Origin of the sequence: Pseudomonas sp. Lb2C2 (assembly GCF_052112205.1) — a bacterium.
Classification (GTDB): domain Bacteria; phylum Pseudomonadota; class Gammaproteobacteria; order Pseudomonadales; family Pseudomonadaceae; genus Aquipseudomonas; species Aquipseudomonas kilonensis.
Map to the genome: position 1 here is coordinate 320,652 of NZ_JAUTYW010000008.1, position 20,724 is coordinate 341,375.

21 protein-coding genes are annotated in these 20,724 nt (G+C 62.2%); 6 read left to right on the top strand and 15 right to left on the bottom strand.

Annotated elements, in window-relative coordinates:
* Positions 1-67: 67 nt before the first annotated feature.
* Positions 68-1,396: an alginate export family protein gene (locus Q7F16_RS24445; protein WP_079304056.1), complete on the bottom strand. Its 1,329-nt coding sequence runs from the start codon at positions 1,394-1,396 to the stop codon at positions 68-70.
* 291 nt (positions 1,397-1,687) lie between these two features.
* Between Q7F16_RS24445 and Q7F16_RS24450 the strand changes: the two genes are divergently transcribed.
* The 3 genes from Q7F16_RS24450 (at position 1,688) to feaR (ending at position 4,838) form a co-directional block, all read left to right on the top strand.
* Complete coding sequence (locus tag Q7F16_RS24450) at positions 1,688-3,187, top strand: APC family permease (RefSeq protein ID WP_046065480.1); 1,500 nt, start codon at positions 1,688-1,690, stop codon at positions 3,185-3,187.
* Positions 3,132-3,752: a DUF3156 family protein gene (locus tag Q7F16_RS24455; RefSeq protein WP_409556638.1), complete on the top strand. Its 621-nt coding sequence runs from the start codon at positions 3,132-3,134 to the stop codon at positions 3,750-3,752. The genes Q7F16_RS24450 and Q7F16_RS24455 overlap by 56 nt, the downstream gene beginning before the upstream one ends.
* A 123-nt stretch (positions 3,753-3,875) precedes the next feature.
* A complete protein-coding gene (feaR, locus tag Q7F16_RS24460; RefSeq protein ID WP_409556639.1) occupies positions 3,876-4,838 on the top strand; it encodes a transcriptional regulator FeaR in 963 nt (320 codons plus the stop codon).
* Between the two features lie 151 nt (positions 4,839-4,989).
* Here feaR and Q7F16_RS24465 read toward each other — a convergent pair whose 3' ends face one another.
* The 6 genes from Q7F16_RS24465 to Q7F16_RS24490 all read right to left on the bottom strand — a co-directional run bounded on the left by Q7F16_RS24465 (position 4,990) and on the right by Q7F16_RS24490 (position 10,014).
* On the bottom strand, positions 4,990-5,757 hold the full coding sequence (locus Q7F16_RS24465; protein WP_409556640.1) for an SDR family oxidoreductase: 768 nt from the start codon (positions 5,755-5,757) through the stop codon (positions 4,990-4,992).
* Positions 5,750-6,550, bottom strand: coding sequence for an SDR family NAD(P)-dependent oxidoreductase (locus Q7F16_RS24470; protein WP_046065476.1), 801 nt, complete (start codon positions 6,548-6,550; stop codon positions 5,750-5,752). Before Q7F16_RS24470 ends, Q7F16_RS24465 begins: the two co-directional genes overlap by 8 nt.
* Positions 6,543-7,364 carry a molybdenum cofactor biosynthesis F family protein gene (locus Q7F16_RS24475; RefSeq protein WP_409556641.1) on the bottom strand — a complete coding sequence of 274 codons (822 nt, stop codon included), beginning with the start codon at positions 7,362-7,364 and terminating at the stop codon, positions 6,543-6,545. The genes Q7F16_RS24470 and Q7F16_RS24475 overlap by 8 nt, the downstream gene beginning before the upstream one ends.
* A 78-nt stretch (positions 7,365-7,442) precedes the next feature.
* Positions 7,443-8,102 (bottom strand): helix-turn-helix transcriptional regulator, encoded by a 660-nt coding sequence (locus tag Q7F16_RS24480; RefSeq protein WP_046065474.1) that lies wholly within the window; start codon positions 8,100-8,102, stop codon positions 7,443-7,445.
* Between the two features lie 51 nt (positions 8,103-8,153).
* Positions 8,154-8,519: a cupin domain-containing protein gene (locus tag Q7F16_RS24485; RefSeq protein ID WP_409556642.1), complete on the bottom strand. Its 366-nt coding sequence runs from the start codon at positions 8,517-8,519 to the stop codon at positions 8,154-8,156.
* Positions 8,520-8,715: 196 nt separating this feature from the next.
* Positions 8,716-10,014: an NAD(P)/FAD-dependent oxidoreductase gene (locus Q7F16_RS24490; RefSeq protein WP_409556643.1), complete on the bottom strand. Its 1,299-nt coding sequence runs from the start codon at positions 10,012-10,014 to the stop codon at positions 8,716-8,718.
* 311 nt (positions 10,015-10,325) lie between these two features.
* Here Q7F16_RS24490 and Q7F16_RS24495 point away from each other — a divergent pair, with 311 nt between their 5' ends.
* From Q7F16_RS24495 to hpaR, 3 genes are all read left to right on the top strand, one after another.
* The gene (locus Q7F16_RS24495; protein ID WP_409556644.1) at positions 10,326-11,495 is read left to right on the top strand and encodes a p-hydroxyphenylacetate 3-hydroxylase oxygenase component; all 1,170 of its coding nucleotides are present in this window, start codon (positions 10,326-10,328) and stop codon (positions 11,493-11,495) included.
* Positions 11,496-11,560: 65 nt separating this feature from the next.
* Positions 11,561-12,502 carry a p-hydroxyphenylacetate 3-hydroxylase reductase component gene (locus Q7F16_RS24500; protein WP_409556645.1) on the top strand — a complete coding sequence of 314 codons (942 nt, stop codon included), beginning with the start codon at positions 11,561-11,563 and terminating at the stop codon, positions 12,500-12,502.
* Between the two features lie 224 nt (positions 12,503-12,726).
* Positions 12,727-13,149 (top strand): homoprotocatechuate degradation operon regulator HpaR, encoded by a 423-nt coding sequence (gene hpaR, locus Q7F16_RS24505; RefSeq protein ID WP_095962509.1) that lies wholly within the window; start codon positions 12,727-12,729, stop codon positions 13,147-13,149.
* A gap of 77 nt (positions 13,150-13,226) precedes the next feature.
* Here the strand turns inward: hpaR and hpaI are convergent, their stop codons facing one another.
* From hpaI to Q7F16_RS24545, 8 genes are all read right to left on the bottom strand, one after another.
* The gene (gene hpaI, locus Q7F16_RS24510) at positions 13,227-14,024 is read right to left on the bottom strand and encodes a 4-hydroxy-2-oxoheptanedioate aldolase (protein ID WP_409556646.1); all 798 of its coding nucleotides are present in this window, start codon (positions 14,022-14,024) and stop codon (positions 13,227-13,229) included.
* Positions 14,025-14,038: 14 nt separating this feature from the next.
* Positions 14,039-14,842 (bottom strand): 2-oxo-hept-4-ene-1,7-dioate hydratase, encoded by an 804-nt coding sequence (hpaH, locus tag Q7F16_RS24515; protein WP_409556647.1) that lies wholly within the window; start codon positions 14,840-14,842, stop codon positions 14,039-14,041.
* A gap of 12 nt (positions 14,843-14,854) precedes the next feature.
* Entirely contained in the window at positions 14,855-16,159 is a 1,305-nt protein-coding gene (locus tag Q7F16_RS24520; RefSeq protein WP_046065467.1) for an MFS transporter, read from the bottom strand.
* Positions 16,160-16,211: 52 nt separating this feature from the next.
* Positions 16,212-16,604, bottom strand: coding sequence for a 5-carboxymethyl-2-hydroxymuconate Delta-isomerase (locus Q7F16_RS24525; RefSeq protein WP_046065466.1), 393 nt, complete (start codon positions 16,602-16,604; stop codon positions 16,212-16,214).
* Positions 16,605-16,649: 45 nt separating this feature from the next.
* Positions 16,650-17,507, bottom strand: a complete 858-nt coding sequence (gene hpaD, locus Q7F16_RS24530; RefSeq protein ID WP_409556648.1) for a 3,4-dihydroxyphenylacetate 2,3-dioxygenase — start codon at positions 17,505-17,507, stop codon at positions 16,650-16,652.
* A 222-nt stretch (positions 17,508-17,729) separates the two neighbouring features.
* The gene (hpaE, locus tag Q7F16_RS24535) at positions 17,730-19,190 is read right to left on the bottom strand and encodes a 5-carboxymethyl-2-hydroxymuconate semialdehyde dehydrogenase (RefSeq protein WP_014338032.1); all 1,461 of its coding nucleotides are present in this window, start codon (positions 19,188-19,190) and stop codon (positions 17,730-17,732) included.
* Between the two features lie 5 nt (positions 19,191-19,195).
* Positions 19,196-19,966, bottom strand: a complete 771-nt coding sequence (locus tag Q7F16_RS24540; protein ID WP_014338033.1) for a fumarylacetoacetate hydrolase family protein — start codon at positions 19,964-19,966, stop codon at positions 19,196-19,198.
* The gene (locus Q7F16_RS24545) at positions 19,963-20,640 is read right to left on the bottom strand and encodes a fumarylacetoacetate hydrolase family protein (protein WP_079304086.1); all 678 of its coding nucleotides are present in this window, start codon (positions 20,638-20,640) and stop codon (positions 19,963-19,965) included. The genes Q7F16_RS24540 and Q7F16_RS24545 overlap by 4 nt, the downstream gene beginning before the upstream one ends.
* Between the last annotated feature and the right edge of the window lie 84 nt (positions 20,641-20,724).

Consider the following 20,724-nt stretch of genomic DNA (forward strand, 5'->3'; position numbering starts at 1 on the left):
CTTTTTACGGCCCATTGAATCTGGAGCGGAAAAGATCGCAGCCTGGGGCCGCTCCTACAGATGTCTGTCAGAACGGAACCGCCACCACCAACTGGCTATAGACGTTGGTGCCATTGCCGCCAACCTGATTGCCACCGCTGTCCGCATCCTTCTCAGGCTTGTACAGGCCCACCAGCGGCGTGACGATCAGATGTTCATTCACCGCCCATTCCACGTACAGGTCCAGCTCCTGTGCATCGAGGTTCAGCGCTTCGCGGGTGTGCAAGGTCTGGTAGTCGAAGAACAGCGCGCCAATGGTCACGTTTTCCGCTGGCTTGAGTTTGAGGCCAACGTGCTGGATGGCGGTGTTGCTGTTGAATGGGCCAGCATAGTTGCCCGCCACTTCACCCTGGAACCAGGTGCCATAGCCGCGGTTCTGGCCGTTGAACATCGAGTCCCAATCCTTGGAATAGCGACTGTAGCGATAGGTCAGGTCCGGCGTCCAGGGCAGGTCGGCGAAGGTGTAGCCGGCTTCGGTGTACCAGGCTTTCTCCGGGCCCGCGTCCTTGTCCTGCCAGGCATACTCGAAGGCGAAGTGGGCATTCTCGATGCCAGCATTCCCGGCGCCGCGCAGGCTGTAGATGTCCATGCCTTCGCGCTGTTTCTGGAAGTCGCTGGCGTAGCGGTCATCGACTTTGATGCCGTGGATGTAGGTCAGCCCCAGGGTGCCAGGCGCGGCGGTGTATTCCAGGGTGCCAGCGGCCATTTCGGTGTTGGCTTGGGCGCGGTTGTCGGACTTGATCCACATCAGGCTGCCATGCACGCCTTCCTTGCCACCCAGGCGCACGACAGCGGTCTCGTCGAAGGCATGCCGGGCCGCCAGGTAATAGGCGCCACCGCGATTGAGCTCGCCATCGGCCACGCCTTTGCCCAGGTTCAGGCCATCGTCGTTGATGATGAAACCGTCGCCGAGGGTGATCACCTGGCGGCCGTAGGACAGGTCGACACCGTCCTTGCCCAGCGCCGGGAACAGGTCCCCCGAACGCCAGCCGGCAAAGGCTTCATCGAACTTGGTGGTGCGCTCGGAGCCGTCGCTCAAGCCGGCTGCGTCGCCATCGCCCCAAGTGCCGGAGCTGACCAGGTTGGCCGTCCCGTAGACACTGCCCAGGCCGCCGAGTGTCTGGTCGATACTCAGGCCATACTTGATGAAACCTTCGCGCCAGCTCGAACCGCCGGCGGTGCCGTCGTAGTTCTTGCGGCTGTTGAACAGCCCGTAGACCGCGAGGAAGTTGCCGGTGACGGTGGTGTCTTCGTCGGTGTAAAGCTCATAGGCCTGGGCTGATGAATCGGCGACCAGCAGGGCAATGCCCAGGCCGATGGCGTTGCGCAGCAAAGGTGTACGACGTGTGTGCTCCATGGTGGATTCCCCAGTGTTATAGGACAGTAGAGCGCGCATTAAGGGGAGTGGTACCCGGGGAAGTCTTTCACCTGCCTGCCATGGAGTTGACTCAGGCCGCCAGTGCAGCGGTGTTGGCAGGCAGCAACAAAACCGGCGGCAGACATGGGCAAGACGCCCGGGACGGGGCGGCGCAGAGTAAGGCTGCACGCAACGCCGTTTCGATCAGGGACTGGTTGGGGAAGGCATGATCGCCGGTTCCTGGACGGCTGTGGCATCCATACTAAAAATCCGCTTTCGAGGATCTGCACCATGTCGATCAATGACAGGCTCACCGAGCACTTGAACCGGGGTTCGGTGGGCTTTCCCACCGCGTTGGCCAGCACCATTGGCCTGATCATGGCAAGCCCCGTGATTCTCACCGCGACCATGGGTTTTGGCATTGGCGGCAGCGCCTTTGCCGTGGCGATGCTGATCGCCGTGGTAATGATGCTGGCCCAGGCGACGACGTTTGCCGAGGCAGCGTCGATGCTCCCGACCACCGGCTCGGTCTATGACTACATCAACTGTGGCATGGGCCGCTTCTTCGCGATTACCGGGACGTTGTCGGCCTATCTGATTGTCCATGTGTTCGCCGGCACCGCCGAGACCATCCTCGCCGGTGTCATGGCCCTGGTGAACTTCGAACACCTCAACACCCTGGCCGAATCGGCAGGCGGCTCCTGGTTGCTGGGCGTAGGGTTCGTGGTGGTCTTTGGCGTGCTCAACGCGTTTGGCGTCAGTGCCTTTGGCCGGGCCGAAATCATCCTGACGTTCGGCATGTGGACCACCCTGATGGTGTTCGGCGTGCTGGGCCTGATCGCCGCGCCGGCGGTGGAGCTGGAGGGCTGGTTCGGCGCGTCCGTGGTGGGCACCGATCTGGTCACGGTGCTGTCGCTGGTGGGCATGGCTATGTTCATGTTTGTCGGCTGCGAATTCGTCACGCCGCTGGCGCCGGACCTGCGCCAGTCCGCGCGGACCATGCCCCGGGCGATGATGCTGGGCTTGTTCAGCGTCGCCACCTGCATGTTCATCTACGGTGCGGCGATGAAGCGCCAGGTGGAAAACGTGCTGCTCGATGCCACCAGCGGTGTGCATCTACTCGACACCCCCATGGCGATTCCACGCTTCGCCGAACAGGTCATGGGCGATATCGGCCCGATGTGGCTGGGGATCGGCTTTCTGTTTGCCGGTGCGGCGACCATCAACACCCTGATGGCTGGCGTACCGCGGATTCTCTACGGCATGGCGGTGGACGGTGCTCTGCCGAAAGTCTTCACCTATCTGCACCCACGCTTCAAGACGCCGTTGCTGTGCATCCTGGTGGCGATGTTGATTCCGTGCCTGCATGCGTGGTGGCTGGGCGGCAATACCGACAACATCATGCACCTGGTATTGGCTGCGGTGTGCGCCTGGAGTTTTGCCTACCTGTTGGTGACCGTGTCGGTGGTCAGCCTGCGGATTCGTCGCCCCGATCTGCCGCGGGCCTATCGCTCGCCGTGGTTCCCGTTGCCACAGATCCTGTCCAGTGTCGGCATTGTGTTGGGCATGTGGTTCATCACCCCGCCCGGCATGAATCCGGCAGACATCTACGTGCCCTTCGCGGTGATGCTCGGTGGCACGGCAGCGTACGCTTTGTTCTGGACCCTGGTGGTGCAGAAGGTCAATCCATTCAAGCCAGCGTCGGTAGAAGACGTGCTGGCCAAGGAGTTCTCCCATGAGCCAGGGCAACCTGCGGGCGAGTTTGTCGACCCTGCTGCAAAAACTGTCTGAGTTGTTCAGCGCCCAGCGCGCCCCGGCCGGCTATCGGCCTGGGGCGACCCTGGAACACTTGCGACGCAACCTGGCGCTGGCGCGATTCGAGGTGGTGGGTCCGGCTACGGCGACGGCAGCCACCGACGACGGCAGCTTGCAGTTGGAGATTGTCGAACGCACCGAGTCGCAGTTGTTGATGCATCTGGTGATGACCGAGTTCGTCCTGCGCGTGCCTGCTACTCAAGAGGGCACGGCGCGCCTGGAACTGCACCACAGCGGGGCTGTCCGGCGTAGCGGCATTCGCTGCCGGCAGCGGGACGGGCGCAGTGACCTGGCGGCCCGGTTGCAGGCGGCTGTGGAGCAGGATCTTGTGCTGTATCAGGCCCTCATGCCGCTGGATTTCAAACGTCTGCGCATCGATCTGCAAGGACGCCAGTGGTGCGTGCGTCTGGAACACATGGGCGGTAGCGAAGTGGTCAATCGCATGCCGGCCTTTCGTCGCTATATCCCGTTGAGCCGGGAGCAGCGCACTGTCTTGCTGGCGACCTTGAGCGGCCTGCAGCGGGTGTTGGCAACGCTCTGATTCCTTTGTTCTACCCTGGCATCATTCCTGCTACTGCTCTGGCGATCAGGTACTTGTTGCGTGCATATAGATAACATGTTAACTATTGCCGCACAAAAACAAAAAGCCACTGCGGAGAATGCCATGAGCATGCAACAGGTTGGGCAGGACGGTCTGGACACTTGGAACCGGGATCTGCGGGCGACTTGCGGCCACTTCGATACCGAGCTGGCCTTCAATCGTTCGCTGTTTATCGGTGAAGTGTCGAACTTCCATCGGGGTGGCCTTGCCCTCGCGAACCTGCGCACCAACGCCGGTAACATCAAGCGTCACTCGCCCAACGCCGATCACGATGATGACCAGGATTGCTTCCTGGTCAGCCAGCGTAGCGGCTACTGCCGCATTACCCAGAACGGCCTGAGCCTCCAATTGGCGCCCGGTGAACTGTTGTTGATGGATTCCGTGGGCGCGCTTGAGATAAGCCCGTTCGGCCTGATCGAGCACGCGGTGCTGTCCTTGTCTCGCCAGGACGTGTCGCGGCAACTGGGCGGGGACGCCAAGACCTTCGGCAAGGTTTCGTCGAGCAAGGCGTGTGGGCGGATGCTGCATGTCTTGATGGATCAGCTGTGCAGGGACACACCGGACGGCGAGGGCGCGGTGGGCGAAGGTGAAGCCTTGCAGAGTGCCTTCGTTTCGCTGTTGGGCTCGGCCCTGGAACAGGGTAGCGATGGCCGTGACGAAGGAGTGGCGTTGCAGGGTAGTCACTTGCGCAGCTACGTGCAGAAGGTCATCGACGAATCACTGACCCAGCCCGGCCTCAGCCCGGTGGGCCTGGCCAATCGGCTGAATATTTCGGTGCGGCATCTGTATCGCTTGTTCGAAGAGCAGGATGACAGCGTTTGCCGCTACATCCAGCGCGCCCGGCTCAAGCGCAGCGCTGATGACCTGACCAATCCGTTCCTGCGGGACGAGTCCATTACCTCGATTGCCTACAAATGGGGCTTTACCGATTCGGCGCATTTCAGCCGTTCGTTCAAGAAGCAGTTCGAGCTGTCGCCCAAGGAGTTTCGTTCCAGCCGTTTGCAGGTGGGGCAGGGGGTGGCTTGAGCAAGGTCGTCGCTGGCTGGACGACCGCCATCGCGAGCAAGCTCCACACACAGTGAGGGCTGATGGGGTGGATAAAATGTGGGAGCGAGCTTGCTCGCGATGACGGTGGTACATCCACCCTCACCGCAAGCTGACTCACCCCCACACAGGTTCACACCTCCGGCAAAGTCGAACCCCCATCGACTACCAAAGTCTGCCCGGTCACATAACTGGCCAGGCTCGACGCCAGGAACAGCATGGCGCCGGCGATGTCGCTCGGTTGGCCCAATCGACCCAGCGGCACCCGGCGGGCGATGTCCTGGTTGACCTCATCGTCGCCAAGATTGGCCATGGCCGGTGTTGCAATCATGCCCGGCTCGACGCCATTGACGCGGACATTCTCGGCCGCCAGCTCCAGCGCGGCGTTGCGAATGAAACCATTGACCCCGGCCTTGGAGGCCGCGTAGTGGCTGAGCCCTGGATACGCCACCCGCGGGCCGGTGACCGAGGAGGTCACCAGCACGCAGCCTTGGCCCTGGCGCCGGAACATCGGCAACGCCGCCTGGGTCAGCCAGAACAGCGCCGACAAGTTCACCGCCAGCGTTCGTTCAAGCATCGACGGGGTGATCTCGGCGAACGGTGTCAGCGGAAAATACCCGGCGTTGTGCACCAGGATGTCCAGCCTCCCCAAGCGTTGCTCCAGCTCGACCATCATCCCGAAGACCGCCGTTGCGTCGGCCAGGTCAACCCCCAGCGCTTGCACCTGACAGCCCCCAGCGGTCAATTCGTCGGCCACGGCCTCGGCGCGCGCCAGGCCCAGGTCGGCGATGACCACGTGGGCCCCGCGCAGGGCAAACGCTTCGACGATGGCCCGGCCAATGCCCTGGGCGCCGCCAGTGACCAGTACGGTCTGGCCGCTGAAATCCAGATCCTCAGGCATCGCTGACCTCCATCCGGCTGAAGGCCAGTGTCGGTACGTCGACAATGCTGGAGCCGCCATCGGCCACCAGCGTCGCCCCGGTGATGATCGCCGCCTCGGGCGAGGCCAGGAAACGGCAGACGTTAGCGATTTCCTGCGCACTGGCCGGCCTGCGCAACGGCACGTCGGCGCAGACCCGGTCATAGGCCTGTTGCAACGTTTCGCCATGGAACTGCATCAATGCCTGCATTTCTTCATCGGCCATGGGCGTGCGGACCCAACCTGGGCAGATCGCATTGACTCGTACGCCGTGGGGGCCGTAATCCCTTGCCAGGGAGCGGTTGAGGCCCAACAGCGCATGTTTGGCGGTGGTGTAGCCGCACACGTGCGGGCCTGCCGCCAAGGAAGCAATGGAGGCGATCAGTACAATGTTGCCGGCGCTTTCCTTCAGCAGCGGCAGGCACGCCCGGGCGCTGTAGAAGGCACTGTCGAGATTGCTGCGCAGGGCCGCTTCCCAGGCCGATGGCTGAGTCTCGGTGGCGCTGCCCATGCCCAAGCCACCGGCACAGGCCAGCAGCACGTCGAGTCGGCCATAACGCGTGCGAATCTGCTCCACGAAGCTGTCCCAGGTGGCCGGGCAGGCTGCATCGCCCACCAGCACCAGGCCGCCGATGTCCTCGGCGAGTGCTTCCAAGGGCTCGCGGCGTCGACCGATCAGCACCAGGTTGGCGCCTTCGGCGGCATACAGGCGGGCGCAGGCCGCACCGATACCGGTGCCGGCGCCCGTGATCACGACGGTGCGTAATTCAGGCATCGGGATACTCCGTCTGGTTGAGCACCTGGCAGTACGAACTGACCGGGAAATTGGAGAACTCATCGAACGACGCACCGGCGTAGCCGAAGATCTTGCCGTCGCTGCGATGCTGTTGCAGGTCGATCAGCACCAGGCCCAGGGTTGGGATGATCTTTTCTCGCCACACGAACAGGTACAGCTGATCGGCGATCTTGTAGGTGTCGCAGCGATCGGTGTCGCACAGGCCTTGTTCAACACCCTTGAGGCACTGCCACGAGTAGAACTGGTCGTTGAGGTAAATGTGTTCGTAGACTTCGCTCGGGCTGTAGCGATACAGGTTGCGCAGCCCCACCAGTTCGGTGGTCGGTGCGTGCGGGCACAGGCCAGGCTGCCAGGGACGATCGAGGCTGCCGTGCAGGAACTGCGCTTGAACCGAGGTCAGGGGCTTGCCGGTCAACGCGCGGCTGTAGAGGCCTTCGCCGGTTTCTTGCTGGCTTGGCATGCGGCCGATCACGGCGGTGAAGGACGCGCTGGCGGTATCGAGCACAAGGCTTATCGACGACGTCAGTTCGCCTTCGCGCTTGATGAAGTCCACCAGGTACAGGCCCGGGCGTACGGATGTGGCCCGGTAGGTCGCGGTGCCGCTGGAGTGCCCATCGGCGGCGTTCCAGGACACGGTGTCCTGCTCGAAGCGATGCTCGATCTGCCAGCCATTGGCGAAATGCAGGCTGAAGGTCTTGCCGTCCAGGTCGGCCAGGTTTGGCAGGATGAAGGCTTCGGGGGCAAAGCCATCGGCCAGGGCGCCGACGGTGATCCAGTCTGAAGATGTGCTCATTGCAAGGCTCCGGTGGTTGAATTAGCCACTCGGATCATGCGGTGCCGGGCAACGGCGGCCTATCAACCAAATGGTTGATCAGAGGAACAGTGCGCTGACCAACTCGGTACGGCTGCTCACGCCAACCTTGCGAAACAGGTGGATCAGGTGAGTCTTGATGGTCGGCAAGCCCACCTCCAGCTCCCGGGCCAATTGCTTGTTGCTGACGCCTTGGCGCAGCAGCCAGGCAATCTGGCGCTCCTTGGGCGTCAAGTCGCCCAGTGGGTCCTCATGGCCAGGCAAATGGGCCACGGCCAGTTGCAGCAAGGCCTGCAACGCGCTGAGTTGATTCAACTGCTGGCCGGTGAAGACACCTTGCTCGGCAGTGCGCAGCAACGAAATCGCGGCTTGGGGCTGACCGTCTCGATGGGCGAAGACTTCCACCACGTCGACCACGCCGTAGCGCTGCAGGAAGTCGTGATAACGATGGTTGTCACGTCGCGGTTGGCGGGCCATCGCCAGGCCCAACGGCACCACGGCCAACTCGCTGGATACGCAGTGGCGCGGGTGCAGCGGGTCGAACTGACGGTAGTTGTCCAGGTAGTCGCGGTGCATCTCGCCGCTCATCCTATGCAGGCTGAAGTCATGGACCTGCAGCTGCCGATCAACGCAGTAGAACGCCGCCCGGCTGACGGGAACCAGCTGGGTAAAGGCGTGCAGGCACTGGCCGGCTATGTCCTGGGTGGGGATGACGTTCATGGTCGCACCTTCGCCAAGAGGGCTGCCGGTGGGGCCGGCAGCCAAGTCCGATCAGGCTACCGCGAAGTAGTGTTTGACGAAACTCTCGCTGACCACTTCCCACAGCACTGGCGTGCCCTTGGTCACGAACCAGCTGTCGCCGGCCTTGTAGCGGGTGCTCTGGCCGGTGGCCTCGTCGGTGAGCACTACTTCACCGGTGACCACGGTGGCTTGTTCGGCGAAGGGGTAGACCATCCGGAACTTGCCTTGGGTGGTGCCGAAGTAGGCGCTGCTGACGGGATCGGTCGGTGCGCCGAAGGTCATCTTGCCGAAGGCTTTGACTTCGCCTTCGAGAATCTGCGAACCGAGATCGGTGACGGTGCCCCAGGCGTCCAGGTCGGACAGCTGGATGTCTTTTTCGAGGGTGATAAGGGGCATGGCAGTGACTCCTGATGATTAAAAAAAGCAGAGGTGGGATGTGTCCAGTGCCAGTCATTTCAACTTCGGCCCCTGTGGGAGCGAGCTTGCTCGCGATAGCGGTGGATCAGGCACCATTGAGGTTGACTGTTGCGCCGTCTTCGCGAGCAAGCTCGCTCCCACAGAGGTTTCGCTTGACTGACTGGCAGCATGGCCATCAGCGACGGCCGTTCCAGTAGCCCGACAGCTGATGCCAGGACTTGCCGGCGGTCAGCAGCAATGGGCGAATGGCGTCTTTGCCGATGATGGTCGGGCGATGGATCGAGCTGACCAGGTCGTAGCGCGCCGAGCCTTCGCTCATGCCTTCGGCCAGCACCTTGCAGATGATGTGGCTCGGCGTGACGCCAAAGCCTGAGTAACCCTGGACGAAAAACGCGTTGTTGCGGCCGGGCAGGGTGCCGATCTGTGGGAACAGGTTCGGGCTGCAGGCCATCGGGCCGCCCCAGGCCAGGTCGATCTTCACGTCCTTGAGGTACGGGAAAATCTTCAGCATCAGGCGCCGGTTCCAGGCCTTCAGATCTTGGGGGATGTGCTCCACCAACGGTGTCGCGGCACCGAACAGCAGGCGGTTTTCGTTGGTGACGCGGTAGTAGTCGATCACCGGGCGAATATCACTGTAGGCACCGCGAATCGGGCTGATGCGCTGGATCAGTTCGTCCGACAACGGCTCGGTCATCATCTGGAAAGCGTAGGTGTTGATGGTCGAGCGGTGCAGTTCCGGTTCCAGCTTGTTGAGGAAACTGTCGCAGGCCCACAACAGCTTGCTGGCCCTGACCGAGCCACGCCCGGTACGCACGGTGATGCGCTCGCCATAACTGACTTCCAGGGCCGGGCTGTTCTCGAAGATCCGCACGCCGTGGCTGACCAGGGCCTTGGCCTCACCCAGTAACAGGTTCAACGAGTGCACGTGCCCGCCGCCCATGTGCAGCAATGCGCTGCCGTAGGCCTTGGAGCCGATGATCTGCTGCACGTCGGAGCCGCCGAGAAAGCGGATCTCGTGTTTGCTGTTGACTGACTTGAAGTCTTTTTCCCAGGCCCGCAGGGTTTTCTCCTGGCGCGCGTTGAAGCCCATGTAGCCGTAGCCGTGGCAGAAGTCGGCATCGATGGCGTACTTGGCGATACGGTCCTTGATGATGTCGGCGCCCAGGTCGCTGATCTCGAAGATCTGGCGCAGGCCGTCTTCACCCACGTCCTTCTTGATCTTTTCCAGGTCATGACCGATGCCGGCCATGATCTGCCCGCCATTGCGCCCGGTGCCGCCGAACCCCAGGTAACGCGCCTCCAGCACCACGATGTTGGTGATGCCTTTTTCGGCGAGCTCCAGCGCGGTATTGATGCCGGAGAAACCGCCGCCAATGACCACAACATCGGCGTCCACGTCCTGTTCCAGCGTGGGGAAGCTGAGGTTGTATTTCTTGGTGGCCGTGTAATAGGTGGGCGTTTCGATATTGATCATGACGCAACCTGAGAAAGTGAAAGGAAACTCCGTTGCAACGCCTATGCAAGGCATTGCAGGGGATGGCCCTATTAAGAGCCCGGATGGGGGCGCCTGTCTTGATCATCCGTGCCGGGGTATTTGACCGAGCGCGCCATGGAGCCGAAACCTGCCCATGAAAAGTACAATCTTGGATCTGGAAGGTGCATTTTTCACCCGCCTGTGATTGCCCATACTGGACCGGCCTTAATCACTGATCCCGCTGTTTGTGCAACCTCAGGTTGCCGGGCAGAGGCGGGATTGGCAGATGCCAATAATAAAAGAGCCCGTCCATGAAAAAGCCAAACCCGCTGCTCGAAGACCTCAAGCCCATCCTGCCGGTCATTGCCGCCAACGCCTTCCAGGCGGAGAAAGACCGTAGCGTGCCTGCCGAGAATATAGCCTTGCTCAAAAGCATCGGCATGCACCGGGCCTTCCAACCGAAACCCTACGGTGGCATGGAGATGTCCCTGCCGCAGTTCGCCGATTGCATCGCGCTGCTGGCCGGTGCCTGTGCCAGCACGGCCTGGGCCATGAGCCTGTTGTGCACCCACAGCCATCAGTTGGCAATGTTCCCGGCCAAGGCCCAGCAGGAAGTCTGGGGCGATGATCCCGATGCCACCGTCAGCAGCAGCATCGCGCCGTTTGGCCGCACCGAGGAAGTCGACGGCGGTGTGATGTTCAGCGGTGAAATGGGCTGGAGCAGCGGCTGCGATCATGCCGAATGGGCGATCGTGGGGTTTCGCCGGAAAAACGCCGAAGGCACCCAGGACTATTGCTTTGCGGTGCTGCCGCGCAGCGACTATGCGATTCGCGATGACTGGTTCGCGGTGGGCATGCGCGGCAGTGGCAGCAAGACGTTGATCATCGACAACGCTTTCGTGCCGGAACACCGGATCCAGAAAGCCAAGGACATGATGGAGGGCAAGTCCGGCGGATTCGGCCTGTACCCCGACAGCAAGATTTTCTACTCGCCATACCGACCCTACTTCGCCAGTGGTTTCTCCACGGTCAGCCTGGGCGTGGCCGAACGCATGCTGGAGGTCTTTCGCGAGAAAACCCGCAACCGTGTGCGGGCCTACACCGGTGCGGCAGTCGGTGCCGCTACCCCGGCGTTGATGCGCCTGGCCGAGTCGACTCATCAGGTGGCGGCGGCCCGTGCCTTTCTGGAGAAAACCTGGCAGGAACACGCCGAATACGGCGAGCGCCACGAATACCCCAGCCGGGAAACCCTGGCGTTCTGGAGGACCAACCAGGGCTACGCCACCAAGATGTGCATCCAGGCCGTCGATCGCTTGATGGAGGCGGCCGGCGGTGGCGCCTGGTTCGAAAGCAATGAGTTGCAACGGCTGTTCCGCGACGCCCACCTGACCGGCGCCCATGCCTATACCGACTACGACGTCTGTGCGCAGATTCTCGGTCGTGAGTTGATGGGCCTTGAGCCTGATCCTTCCATGGTTTGACCGCCTGTGCGCTGAACCCTAGAACAATAATCGAGGCCGTCGCTCGAGGCGGCCGGGAGTCTTGCATGTCCAGTCTTTGTGATACCGCTTTCGATACCCGCGCGTTCCGCCGGGCCCTGGGTAACTTCGCCACCGGTGTGACCGTGGTCACCGCTGCCACTGAAGATGGCCGCAAGGTCGGCGTGACGGCCAACAGTTTCAACTCGGTATCCCTGGACCCGCCATTGATCCTGTGGAGCATCGACAAGCGTTCGAGCAGCCATGGCGTGTTCGAAGCCTCCAGCCACTTTGCGGTGAATGTGCTGGCCGCCGACCAGATCGACCTGTCGAACAACTTCGCACGACCCAAGGAGGACCGCTTCGCTGAAATCGAATTCGAGGCCGGCGAAGGCGGCGCCCCGGTGTTTGTCGATTGCTCGGCGCGTTTTCACTGTGAAAAATTCCAGCAGGTCGATGGCGGCGATCACTGGATCATGATCGGCAAGGTCGTGGCGTTTGACGATTTCGGACGCTCGCCGTTGCTCTATCACCAGGGGGCCTACTCGATGGTGCTGCCTCACACGCGCATGACCAAACGGGAAGAGGGCCAGTCCCCCAGCAGTCACTTCCAGGGGCGCTTGAGCCACAACCTGTATTACCTGATGACCCAGGCACTGCGGGCCTATCAGGCCAGCTACCAGCCGCGTCAGTTGTCCACCGGCTTGCGCACCAGTGAGGCGCGGATGTTGATGGTGCTGGAGAACGACGCCGGGCTGAATCTGTGCGACCTGCAGCGGGAAGTGGCGATGCCGGCGCGAGAGATCGAAGAAGCCGTGGCCAACCTCAAGCGCAAGGGCCTGGTGAGCGATGAAGGCGAGCGGGTACGCCTGACTGCCAAGGGTATCGATGAGACTGAAGGGCTCTGGGCGATTGCCAAGGAGCAGCAGGACAAGGTGTTCGGCAAGTTCAGCGAGGAACAGGTCGAGCATTTCAAGCAAGTGCTCAAGGGCGTGATCAAGGGCGCTTGAGCGACATTCAGTAAAGACTGGCATTCACCCCTTGTGGCGAGAGATGTGTTGTGGGAGCAAAGCTTGCTCGCGACATAGGCGACTCGATTTCTGAAAGACTTTCATTGCCTGTATCGCGAGCAAGCTTTGCTCCCACAATGAGTCCCCTCGCCGCAGGTAACTCGGCATCGAAAATGATAAGATTTAGTTAACTCATTAACTAAATCCCTCTCGCGAACATACTCATGCCCAAGCTGCGCCAATCCTTGACCCTGACCCTGCTCCAGGCCCGTGAAGCGGCCATGGGGTTTTTCCGGCCTTCCCTCAATCAACATGGCTTGACCGAGCAGCAATGGCGGGTCATCCGTATCCTTAGCCAGCACGACGAGCTGGAGATCAATCGCCTGGCCGAACTGGCCTGCATCCTCAAGCCCAGCATGACCGGCGTGTTGGTGCGCATGGAAGCGGCGGGCATGGTGGTGCGGCGCAAGGCTGAACAGGATCAGCGGCGAGTGCTGGTGCGCCTGGCGCCGCAAGGGCAGGCGAGCTTCGATTCGATGAGCCAGAGCATGGAAGAGAATTACCAGCGTCTGCAGGACAAGTTAGGGGAGGAAAAATTGCAGGCGCTGCTGGGGTTGCTCAATGACCTGAAGGCGATCAGGCGCTGAGAACCCGGGCTGGTTGTTTTCTGTGGGAGCAAGCTTTGCTCCCACAGATCCCCTTGCCACAAGGCATTTGATACCGATCAGTACACGCCGCCAGCGGCAGGTTTTGGTGTGTCCTTGAACGTTGCCGCCAGCGTCTGCAAGCCCCGCATCAACACCGTGGTATCCACGCCCACCGCGACAAACGCCGCGCCGAGTTCGATATAGCGCCGGGCCAGTTTTTCATCGGCGCTGAGAATCCCGGCTGCCTTGCCGGCCTGGCGGATGCGGGCGATGGCGTCTTCGATGGCCGCTTGCACATCCGGGTGACCGGGGTTGCCGCGAAAACCCATGGACGCGCTCAGGTCCGCCGGGCCGATAAAAACCCCATCCACACCGTCCACTGCCGCAATGGCATCCAGGTTGGCCAGGCCCTCGCGGCTTTCGATCTGGACCAACAGGCACATCTGTTCATCGGCCTTGTCGAGGTAGCCGGGGATGCTGTTCCAGCGTGACGCCCGGGCCAGTGCGCTGCCGACACCGCGTACGCCATGGGGCGGGTAGTGGATGGCGCGCACCAGTTCGCGCGCCTGGTCGGCGCTTTCCACCATCGGCACCAGCAGGGTCTGCACGGCAATATCGAGCACTTGCTTGATCAGCGCCGTGTCACCGATCACCGGGCGTATCACCGGCTGGCTGGGGTAGGGTGCCACGGCCTGGAGCTGGCCGAGCAAGGTGCGCAAGTCGTTGGGTGCGTGTTCACCGTCGATCAGCAGCCAGTCGAAGCCGGCGTTGGCCGCCAGTTCCGCACAGTAGGCATCGGCCAACCCCAGCCACAGGCCGATCTGCGCCTCGCCGCTGCGCAGGCGTTGCTTGAAGGTATTGATGGGCATGTCCATGAAGCGGTCTCCGATCAGACGAAACGGCAGGCGATGGAACCGAGCATGTCGTAGTCGACATGGAAGGTGTCGCCGGGGTTGGCTGCCACCGGGCGGGTGAAGGAACCCCCGAGGATGATCTGTCCCGGTTGCAGGGTGACGTCATAGGCCGCCAGCTTGTTCGCCAGCCAGGCCACGCCTTTGGCCGGGTGATTGAGCACCGCCGCCGAGACGCCGGACTCTTCGATCACACCGTTGCGGTAGAGCACCGCCGGCACCTTGCGCAGGTCGATCTCGGTCGGGCGTACGGCGCGACCGCCCATGACCACGCCGGCATTGGCGGCGTTGTCGGAGATGGTGTCGAACACCTTGCGGGTCGCCTTGGTCTGCGGGTCGATCTGCTGGATGCGCGCATCGATGATTTCCAGTGCCGGGATCACCCATTCGGTGGCCTCGAGGACGTCGAACACCGTCACGTTCGGGCCCTTCAACGGCTTGCCGAGAATGAACGCCAGCTCCACTTCCACCCGCGGCACGATGAAACGCTCGAACGGGATGTCGGTGCCTTCGTCGAAGAACATGTCGTCCAGAAGCGCGCCGTAGTCCGGTTCGGTGATGTTCGACGACACCTGCATGGCCCGGGAGGTCAGGCCGATCTTGTGGCCGACCAGCTTGCGGCCGTCCTTGATTTTCTGCGCGACCCAGGCGCGCTGGATGGCATAGGCATCTTCGATGGTAATGTCCGGGTGATCGAGGGAAAACTGCCGCACCTGCTCGCGGGAGCGTTCGGCATGGTCGAGGCGGGCAGCGGCTTGCTGGATGAGATTCTGGTCGAGCATGGCAAGGGTCTCTTATTGAGGGTTGACGATGGCGGCCCGGGTGCGCAGCACCAGCAAGCCGCCAAGGGCGATGAGCAGGGCCAGCACATACAAGGCGAGGCTGGCGCTCTGGGTGGTGTCGCGCATCCAGCCGATCAGGTAGGGCGCGAAGAATGAGGCGATGCTGCCGAAGGAACTGATCAGCGCGATGCCGGCGGCCTGGGTGCCGTTGGACAGGAAGGCTGGCGGCAATTGCCAGAACATCGGCAGCGCCGCGCTGGCGCCCATGCCGGCGACAATCAGGCCGCTGAGCACCAGGGTCGGATTGCCAGGTGAGAGCCCGGTGACCGCAATGCCCAGAGCTGCCATCAACAGCGGCACGCACAGGTGCCAGCGGCGTTCGCGATGGCGGTCGGAGGAACGCCCGCAGCCGATCATGAAGAAACAGCCGGCCAGGTAGGGTACTGCGCTGAGCAGCCCGACCTTGCCGTCGCTGCCGATGCCGGCGCCATGGATCAGGGTGGGCATCCAGAAGGCCAGGGTGTTCACGGCCAGCATCACGGCGAAGTACACCGCCACCAACAACCACACCTGCGGATTGTTGAGGATCGCCGAAAACGAGGTGATGGATTTGCGCTGTTCTTCAAGGCTCAGTTGTTCGCGCAGTTGTTGCTTGGCGTGCGGTGTGAGCCACTTGACCGTCTCGAAACTGTCCGGCAGGCACTTGAGCACCACCAGGCCGAGCAGGATCACCGGCAGCCCTTCGATGACGAACATCCATTGCCAGCCGCGCAGGCCGCCAAGGTCATGGAAGTGCTCGAGAATGCCGCCGGACAATGGTCCGCCAATCACCCCGGCCATTGGCACGGCGATGGCAAACAACGCGGTCACCTGGGCCCTGCGCCGGGCCGGATACCAGCGGTTGAGAAAGACCAGGATGCCAGGAAAGAAACCGGCCTCGGCCACGCCCAGCAGAAAGCGCAACACGTAGAAGCCGGCGGCGCTGTCGATAAGGAACATGCCGGTGGACAAGGCGCCCCAGACCACCATCAGCGTGGCGATCCAGCGCCGCGGACCGACCCGGTCCAGGGCCATGTTGCTGGGCACCCCAAACAGCGCATAGGCGATGAAGAACAGCCCTGCGCCGAAACCGTAGACCGTGTCGCTGAACTGCAGGTCGGCGCTCATCTGCATCTTGGCGAAGCCGATGTTGATGCGGTCCAGGTGGGCAAAGAGGTAACAGACCAGCAACAGCGGCATCAGCCGCCAGGTGATGGTGGCATGGGTGCGGTCGTGCGCGACGGTGCCGGCAGTGTCGGCGGTATTGGCTGTGCTCATGATCTTGTACTTTTTGTCAGAGAGGCCGATGGGGAGAGTGGGGCAGACGGATTCAGCTGGCCTGGCCCTTGAGGAAGGCGTGGACGTTGTTGGCCTTGAAGTTGAGCTGTTCGTGCAGCTCGATCATCTCGAACGACAGGGCCAAGAGGCGTTGAGCCTGGAGCTCGGCGAAGTGCGCGGTGATCACCTCGAAGAGCTTTTCCGCGACTTTCTGGCGGGTGGCCAGGTCACGGCCGTGGCCGACTTTCAAGGTCATGTGCACGAAAGCGTAGTCGTGCTTGCCGTCGGCCATGCGCCAGGTGTCCAGGCGCACCCCGCGGCTGCGGATGCCGCCCAGGGGAAACACGCCGCTGTCGCCCAGCAAGGCGTGGACTTTTTCAAACAGGCCGGGCAGGTCGGCTTGTTGTTCGATGTTGTCGGTGTATTCAGCGATGAAATGGGGCATGAACGGCTCCTTCAGGCCGTACGGGGATGCCGTACGGCCGCAGTGTCAAACAGGGAAGACAGCGTTGATCTGTCCAGTGCCGGAGCTGCCGAAAGGCTCGGTGATGATTTCGGCAGGCTTGTCGTAGTCCGGCCCGCCGAGCAACCCCAGCAGCATCGCCGTGTCATGCATCTTGCCTTCGCCGAAGCAGTGTTCGGCGTAGTCCGGGAGCATGGCGCAGAACTCTTTCCAGCGGCCCTGGCGCCACATCTCGACGACGTGCAGATCGACCTGCTTGTCGAATTCCCGCGTCCAGTTGTGGATGTTGGCTTCAGCGTTGCGATCGTCGGAGAAACGGTGCGACAGCGAGCCGGAGGCGAGCACCAGTACCTTGCGGTCGCTTTTTTCGATGGCCCGGCGCACGGCGGCGCCGAAGGTGAAGCTGTCTTGCAGGCGGTGCCAGGCGCACCAGGCGGCAATCGACACAACGTTGAATTTCTGTTCCTGAGGGACATCCATGTGCATGTAGCGCATGGGCACCAGCGTGCCGTATTCCAGTTCAAGACTCGGGATGTTGTGGGCCAGGGTGCGCACCTCGGCGGCATTGGCCTCGGCGGCGATCAGCTCGCCCAGTTCCGGGGCGCCTGAGTATTCGTACTCCATGTTCTTGATGAAGTGCGGCAACTCGTTGCTGGTGTAGATGCCTTTGAAGTGCGCGCCGCTATTGACGTGATAGGCGCTGTTGACCAGCCAGTGCACGTCGAACACCACGGCGGTATCGGCCCCCAGTTCCCGGGCGCGGCGACCGATTTCCTTGTGGCCGGCAATCGCGGCGGCGCGGCAACCGTGGTGCTTGCCGGGCAGCTCCGACAGGTACATCGAAGGAACGTGGCAGATTTTCGCAGCCAGGACGACTTCGCCCATGATGATTCTCCTGAAAAATTGTTCTTGTTGAATCTTGGATAACGGGTGAATCCGGTCTCGATGATGAACCGTGGCGAGGGAGCTTGCTCCCGCTCGATTGCGCAGCAATCGCCAGGAAAAGCGGGGCCGCTTCGCAGCCCAACGGGAGCAAGCTCCCTCGCCACAAGGTGTATCTCTTGCCACAGATGCATCACCTGCTACAGAGGGATCACCCGGCCTGGGTCATACACCCCAGCGCGGTATGTGATGACTGCCCATGGAGATGCAAACGTTCTTGATCTCGGCAAACACTTCAAAGCTGTACTGTCCGCCTTCGCGGCCGGTTCCGGAACCCTTTACGCCGCCGAAAGGCTGGCGCAGGTCGCGCACGTTCTGGCTGTTGATGAACACCATGCCGGCCTCGATGCCATGGGCCAGGCGATGGGCCTTGCCGATGTCCTGGGTCCAGATGTACGAGGCCAGGCCGTATTCGGTGTCGTTGGCCAATTGCAGGGCTTGGGCTTCGTCCTTGAACGGGATCAGGCACACCACCGGGCCGAAGATTTCTTCCTGGGCGATGCGCATGTTGTTGTTCACGTCGGCGAACACCGTTGGCTGGATGAACTGGCCGCGGCTCAAGTGCGCCGGCAAATTGGCCGGACGTTCCAGGCCGCCGGCCAGGAGGGTGGCGCCTTCTTCGAGGCCGATCTTGATGTAGCCGGTGACCTTGTCGTAGTGGGCCTGGGTGATCATCGAGCCGACCTGGGTTTTCGGGTCCTGCGGATCACCGACGATCAGGCGCTTGGCGCGGGCGGCGAACTCGGCCACGAACTGCGGGTAGACGCTTTCCTGGATGAAGATCCGGCTGCCGGCGGTGCAGCGTTCGCCATTGAGGGAAAAAATCGTGAACAGCGCGGCGTCGAGGGCGCGTTCGAGGTCGGCGTCTTCGAAAATCAGCACCGGCGACTTGCCGCCCAGTTCCATCGAATACTTCTTCAACCCGGCGGTCTGCATGATTTTCTTGCCGGTGGCGGTGCCGCCGGTGAAGGAGATCGCCCGCACATCCGGATGGCGCACCAGCGCATCGCCGGCGGTTGCACCGTAACCCTGGATCACGTTCAACACGCCATTGGGCAGGCCAGCCTCGACCGCCAGGCGACCCAGTTCGTTGGCGGTCAGCGGCGACAGCTCGGACATCTTCAGCACGGCCGTGTTGCCCAGGGCCAGGCACGGCGCGGTCTTCCAGGTCGCGGTCATGAACGGTACGTTCCAGGGCGATACCAGCGCGCAGACACCCACCGGTTGGTACAGGGTGTAGTTGAGCATCTGATCATCGACCGGATAGGTGTGACCGTCCATCCGCGTGCAGACTTCGGCAAAGAAATCGAAGTTGTGGGAGGCACGGGGGATCAGCACGTTCTTGGTCTGGTGGATCGGCAAGCCCGTGTCGAGGGTTTCCAGTTCGGCCAGTTTCGGCACGTTCTGCTCGATCAGTTCACCGAGCTTGCGCATCAATCGGGCGCGTTCCTTGGCGGGCGTATTGGCCCACTTCGGGAAGGCCTCCTTGGCCGCAGCCACGGCTTGGGCGACTTCCTCGGCACCGCCGCTGGCGACTTCACCGATGGCCTCGCCGGTGGCCGGGTTGTAGTTGACGAAGACGTCTTTGCTTTCGACCTCACGGCCGTTGATCCAGTGTTTGATCATGTTGCTCAAGCCTCTTTACGGGATGCGAAGAACTCGGCTTCGCTGACAATTCGATTGACCAGACGGCCGACGCCTTCCACTTCCACCACCACTTCATCACCGGGCACCACGTCCGCCAGGCCTTCCGGGGTGCCGGTGGCGATCATGTCGCCGGGTTGCAAGGTCATGAAGCTGGACAGGTATTCGATCAGGTACGGGATATCGAAAATCATGTCCTTGGTGCTGCCTTCCTGGCGCAGTTCGCCATTGATCCAGGTGCGCAGCGTCAGGTTGCTCGGGTCAGGCACATCGGCCACATCGACGATCCATGGGCCGATGGGGGTGGTGGCATCGCGGTTCTTCACCCGCAGGTTGGGGCGGTAGTAGTTTTCCAGGTAATCGCGGATCGCGTAGTCGTTGCACACGGTGTAGCCGGCCAGGTATTGCAACGCATCCTCGCGCTTGACGTTGCGCGCGGCTTTGCCAATGACCGCCACGAGCTCGCACTCGTAGTGCATGTAGGCGACGTTGTCGGGACGCCAGGTCGCCTGGTTGTGGCCGGTGTAGGTGCCGGGGGACTTGATGAATGCCAGGGGCTCGGTCGGCGGCTTGAACGCCAGTTCGGCGGCGTGATCGGCATAGTTCAGGCCCAGGGCGAACATGCTGCCGGTGGCCGGTGGCAGCCACTGGACCTGGTCCTCGGCCAGCAGGCGGCCGTCGGCCAGGCGTACGGCGTTGTGAGCTTCAACGGTGACGGCTTGATCCTGGCCTTCAAAACGAATGCGTGCGTGTTTCATGAACCTGCTCCTGTTTCCTCGGCCACGATGGTATTGACCAGACGGCCCAGGCCACTGATGTCCACTTCGACACGGTCACCGGGCAGTACGTCGACCCGGCCTTCAGGCGTACCGGTGATCAGCACGTCGCCGGCATGCAGGGTCATGAATTCGCTGATCTCGGCAATCAGTTGGGGAATGTTGCGAACGAAGTTGGCCGTGCTGTTCTGCTGGCGAACCTCGCCGTTGACGTACAGCGTGATCGCCAGGCTGTGAGGGTCGGCCACCTGGGTGGTGGGCACCAGTTCCGGGCCGATGGCGCAGAAGCCGTCCCGGCACTTGGCCTTGACGGCGGGGCGGTAATAGCTGTCTTCCGGGAGGCTGAATTCATTGACGATGGTGTAGCCGGCCACGTAGTCCAGGGCTTCGGCGGTGCTGACGCGACTGGCTGACTTGCCCATGACCACGCCAAGCGCCGGCCCTGGTTGCAGTGTTTCGCCGCGACCGGGGTGAATCACCTCGGCACCGTGCCGGTTGCGGGTGTTGGGGGTCTTGATGAACAGCACGGGCTTGAGCGGCGGCTTCTGGTAGGGCGGTTGCTCGAACTCGGCGAGGCGCTGTTTCAGCAGCCCCTGGTAGTTCAGCGCGACCCCGAACAGGGTGCCGGTCGCGACGTCATGCAGGGCACGGCTCATGCTTGTCTCCTGGCGATGCAGAGGGGTGAGTGCTCTGCGGTTATTGTTAATGTGTTAACAGTTATAATTAAGATGTTAACTATC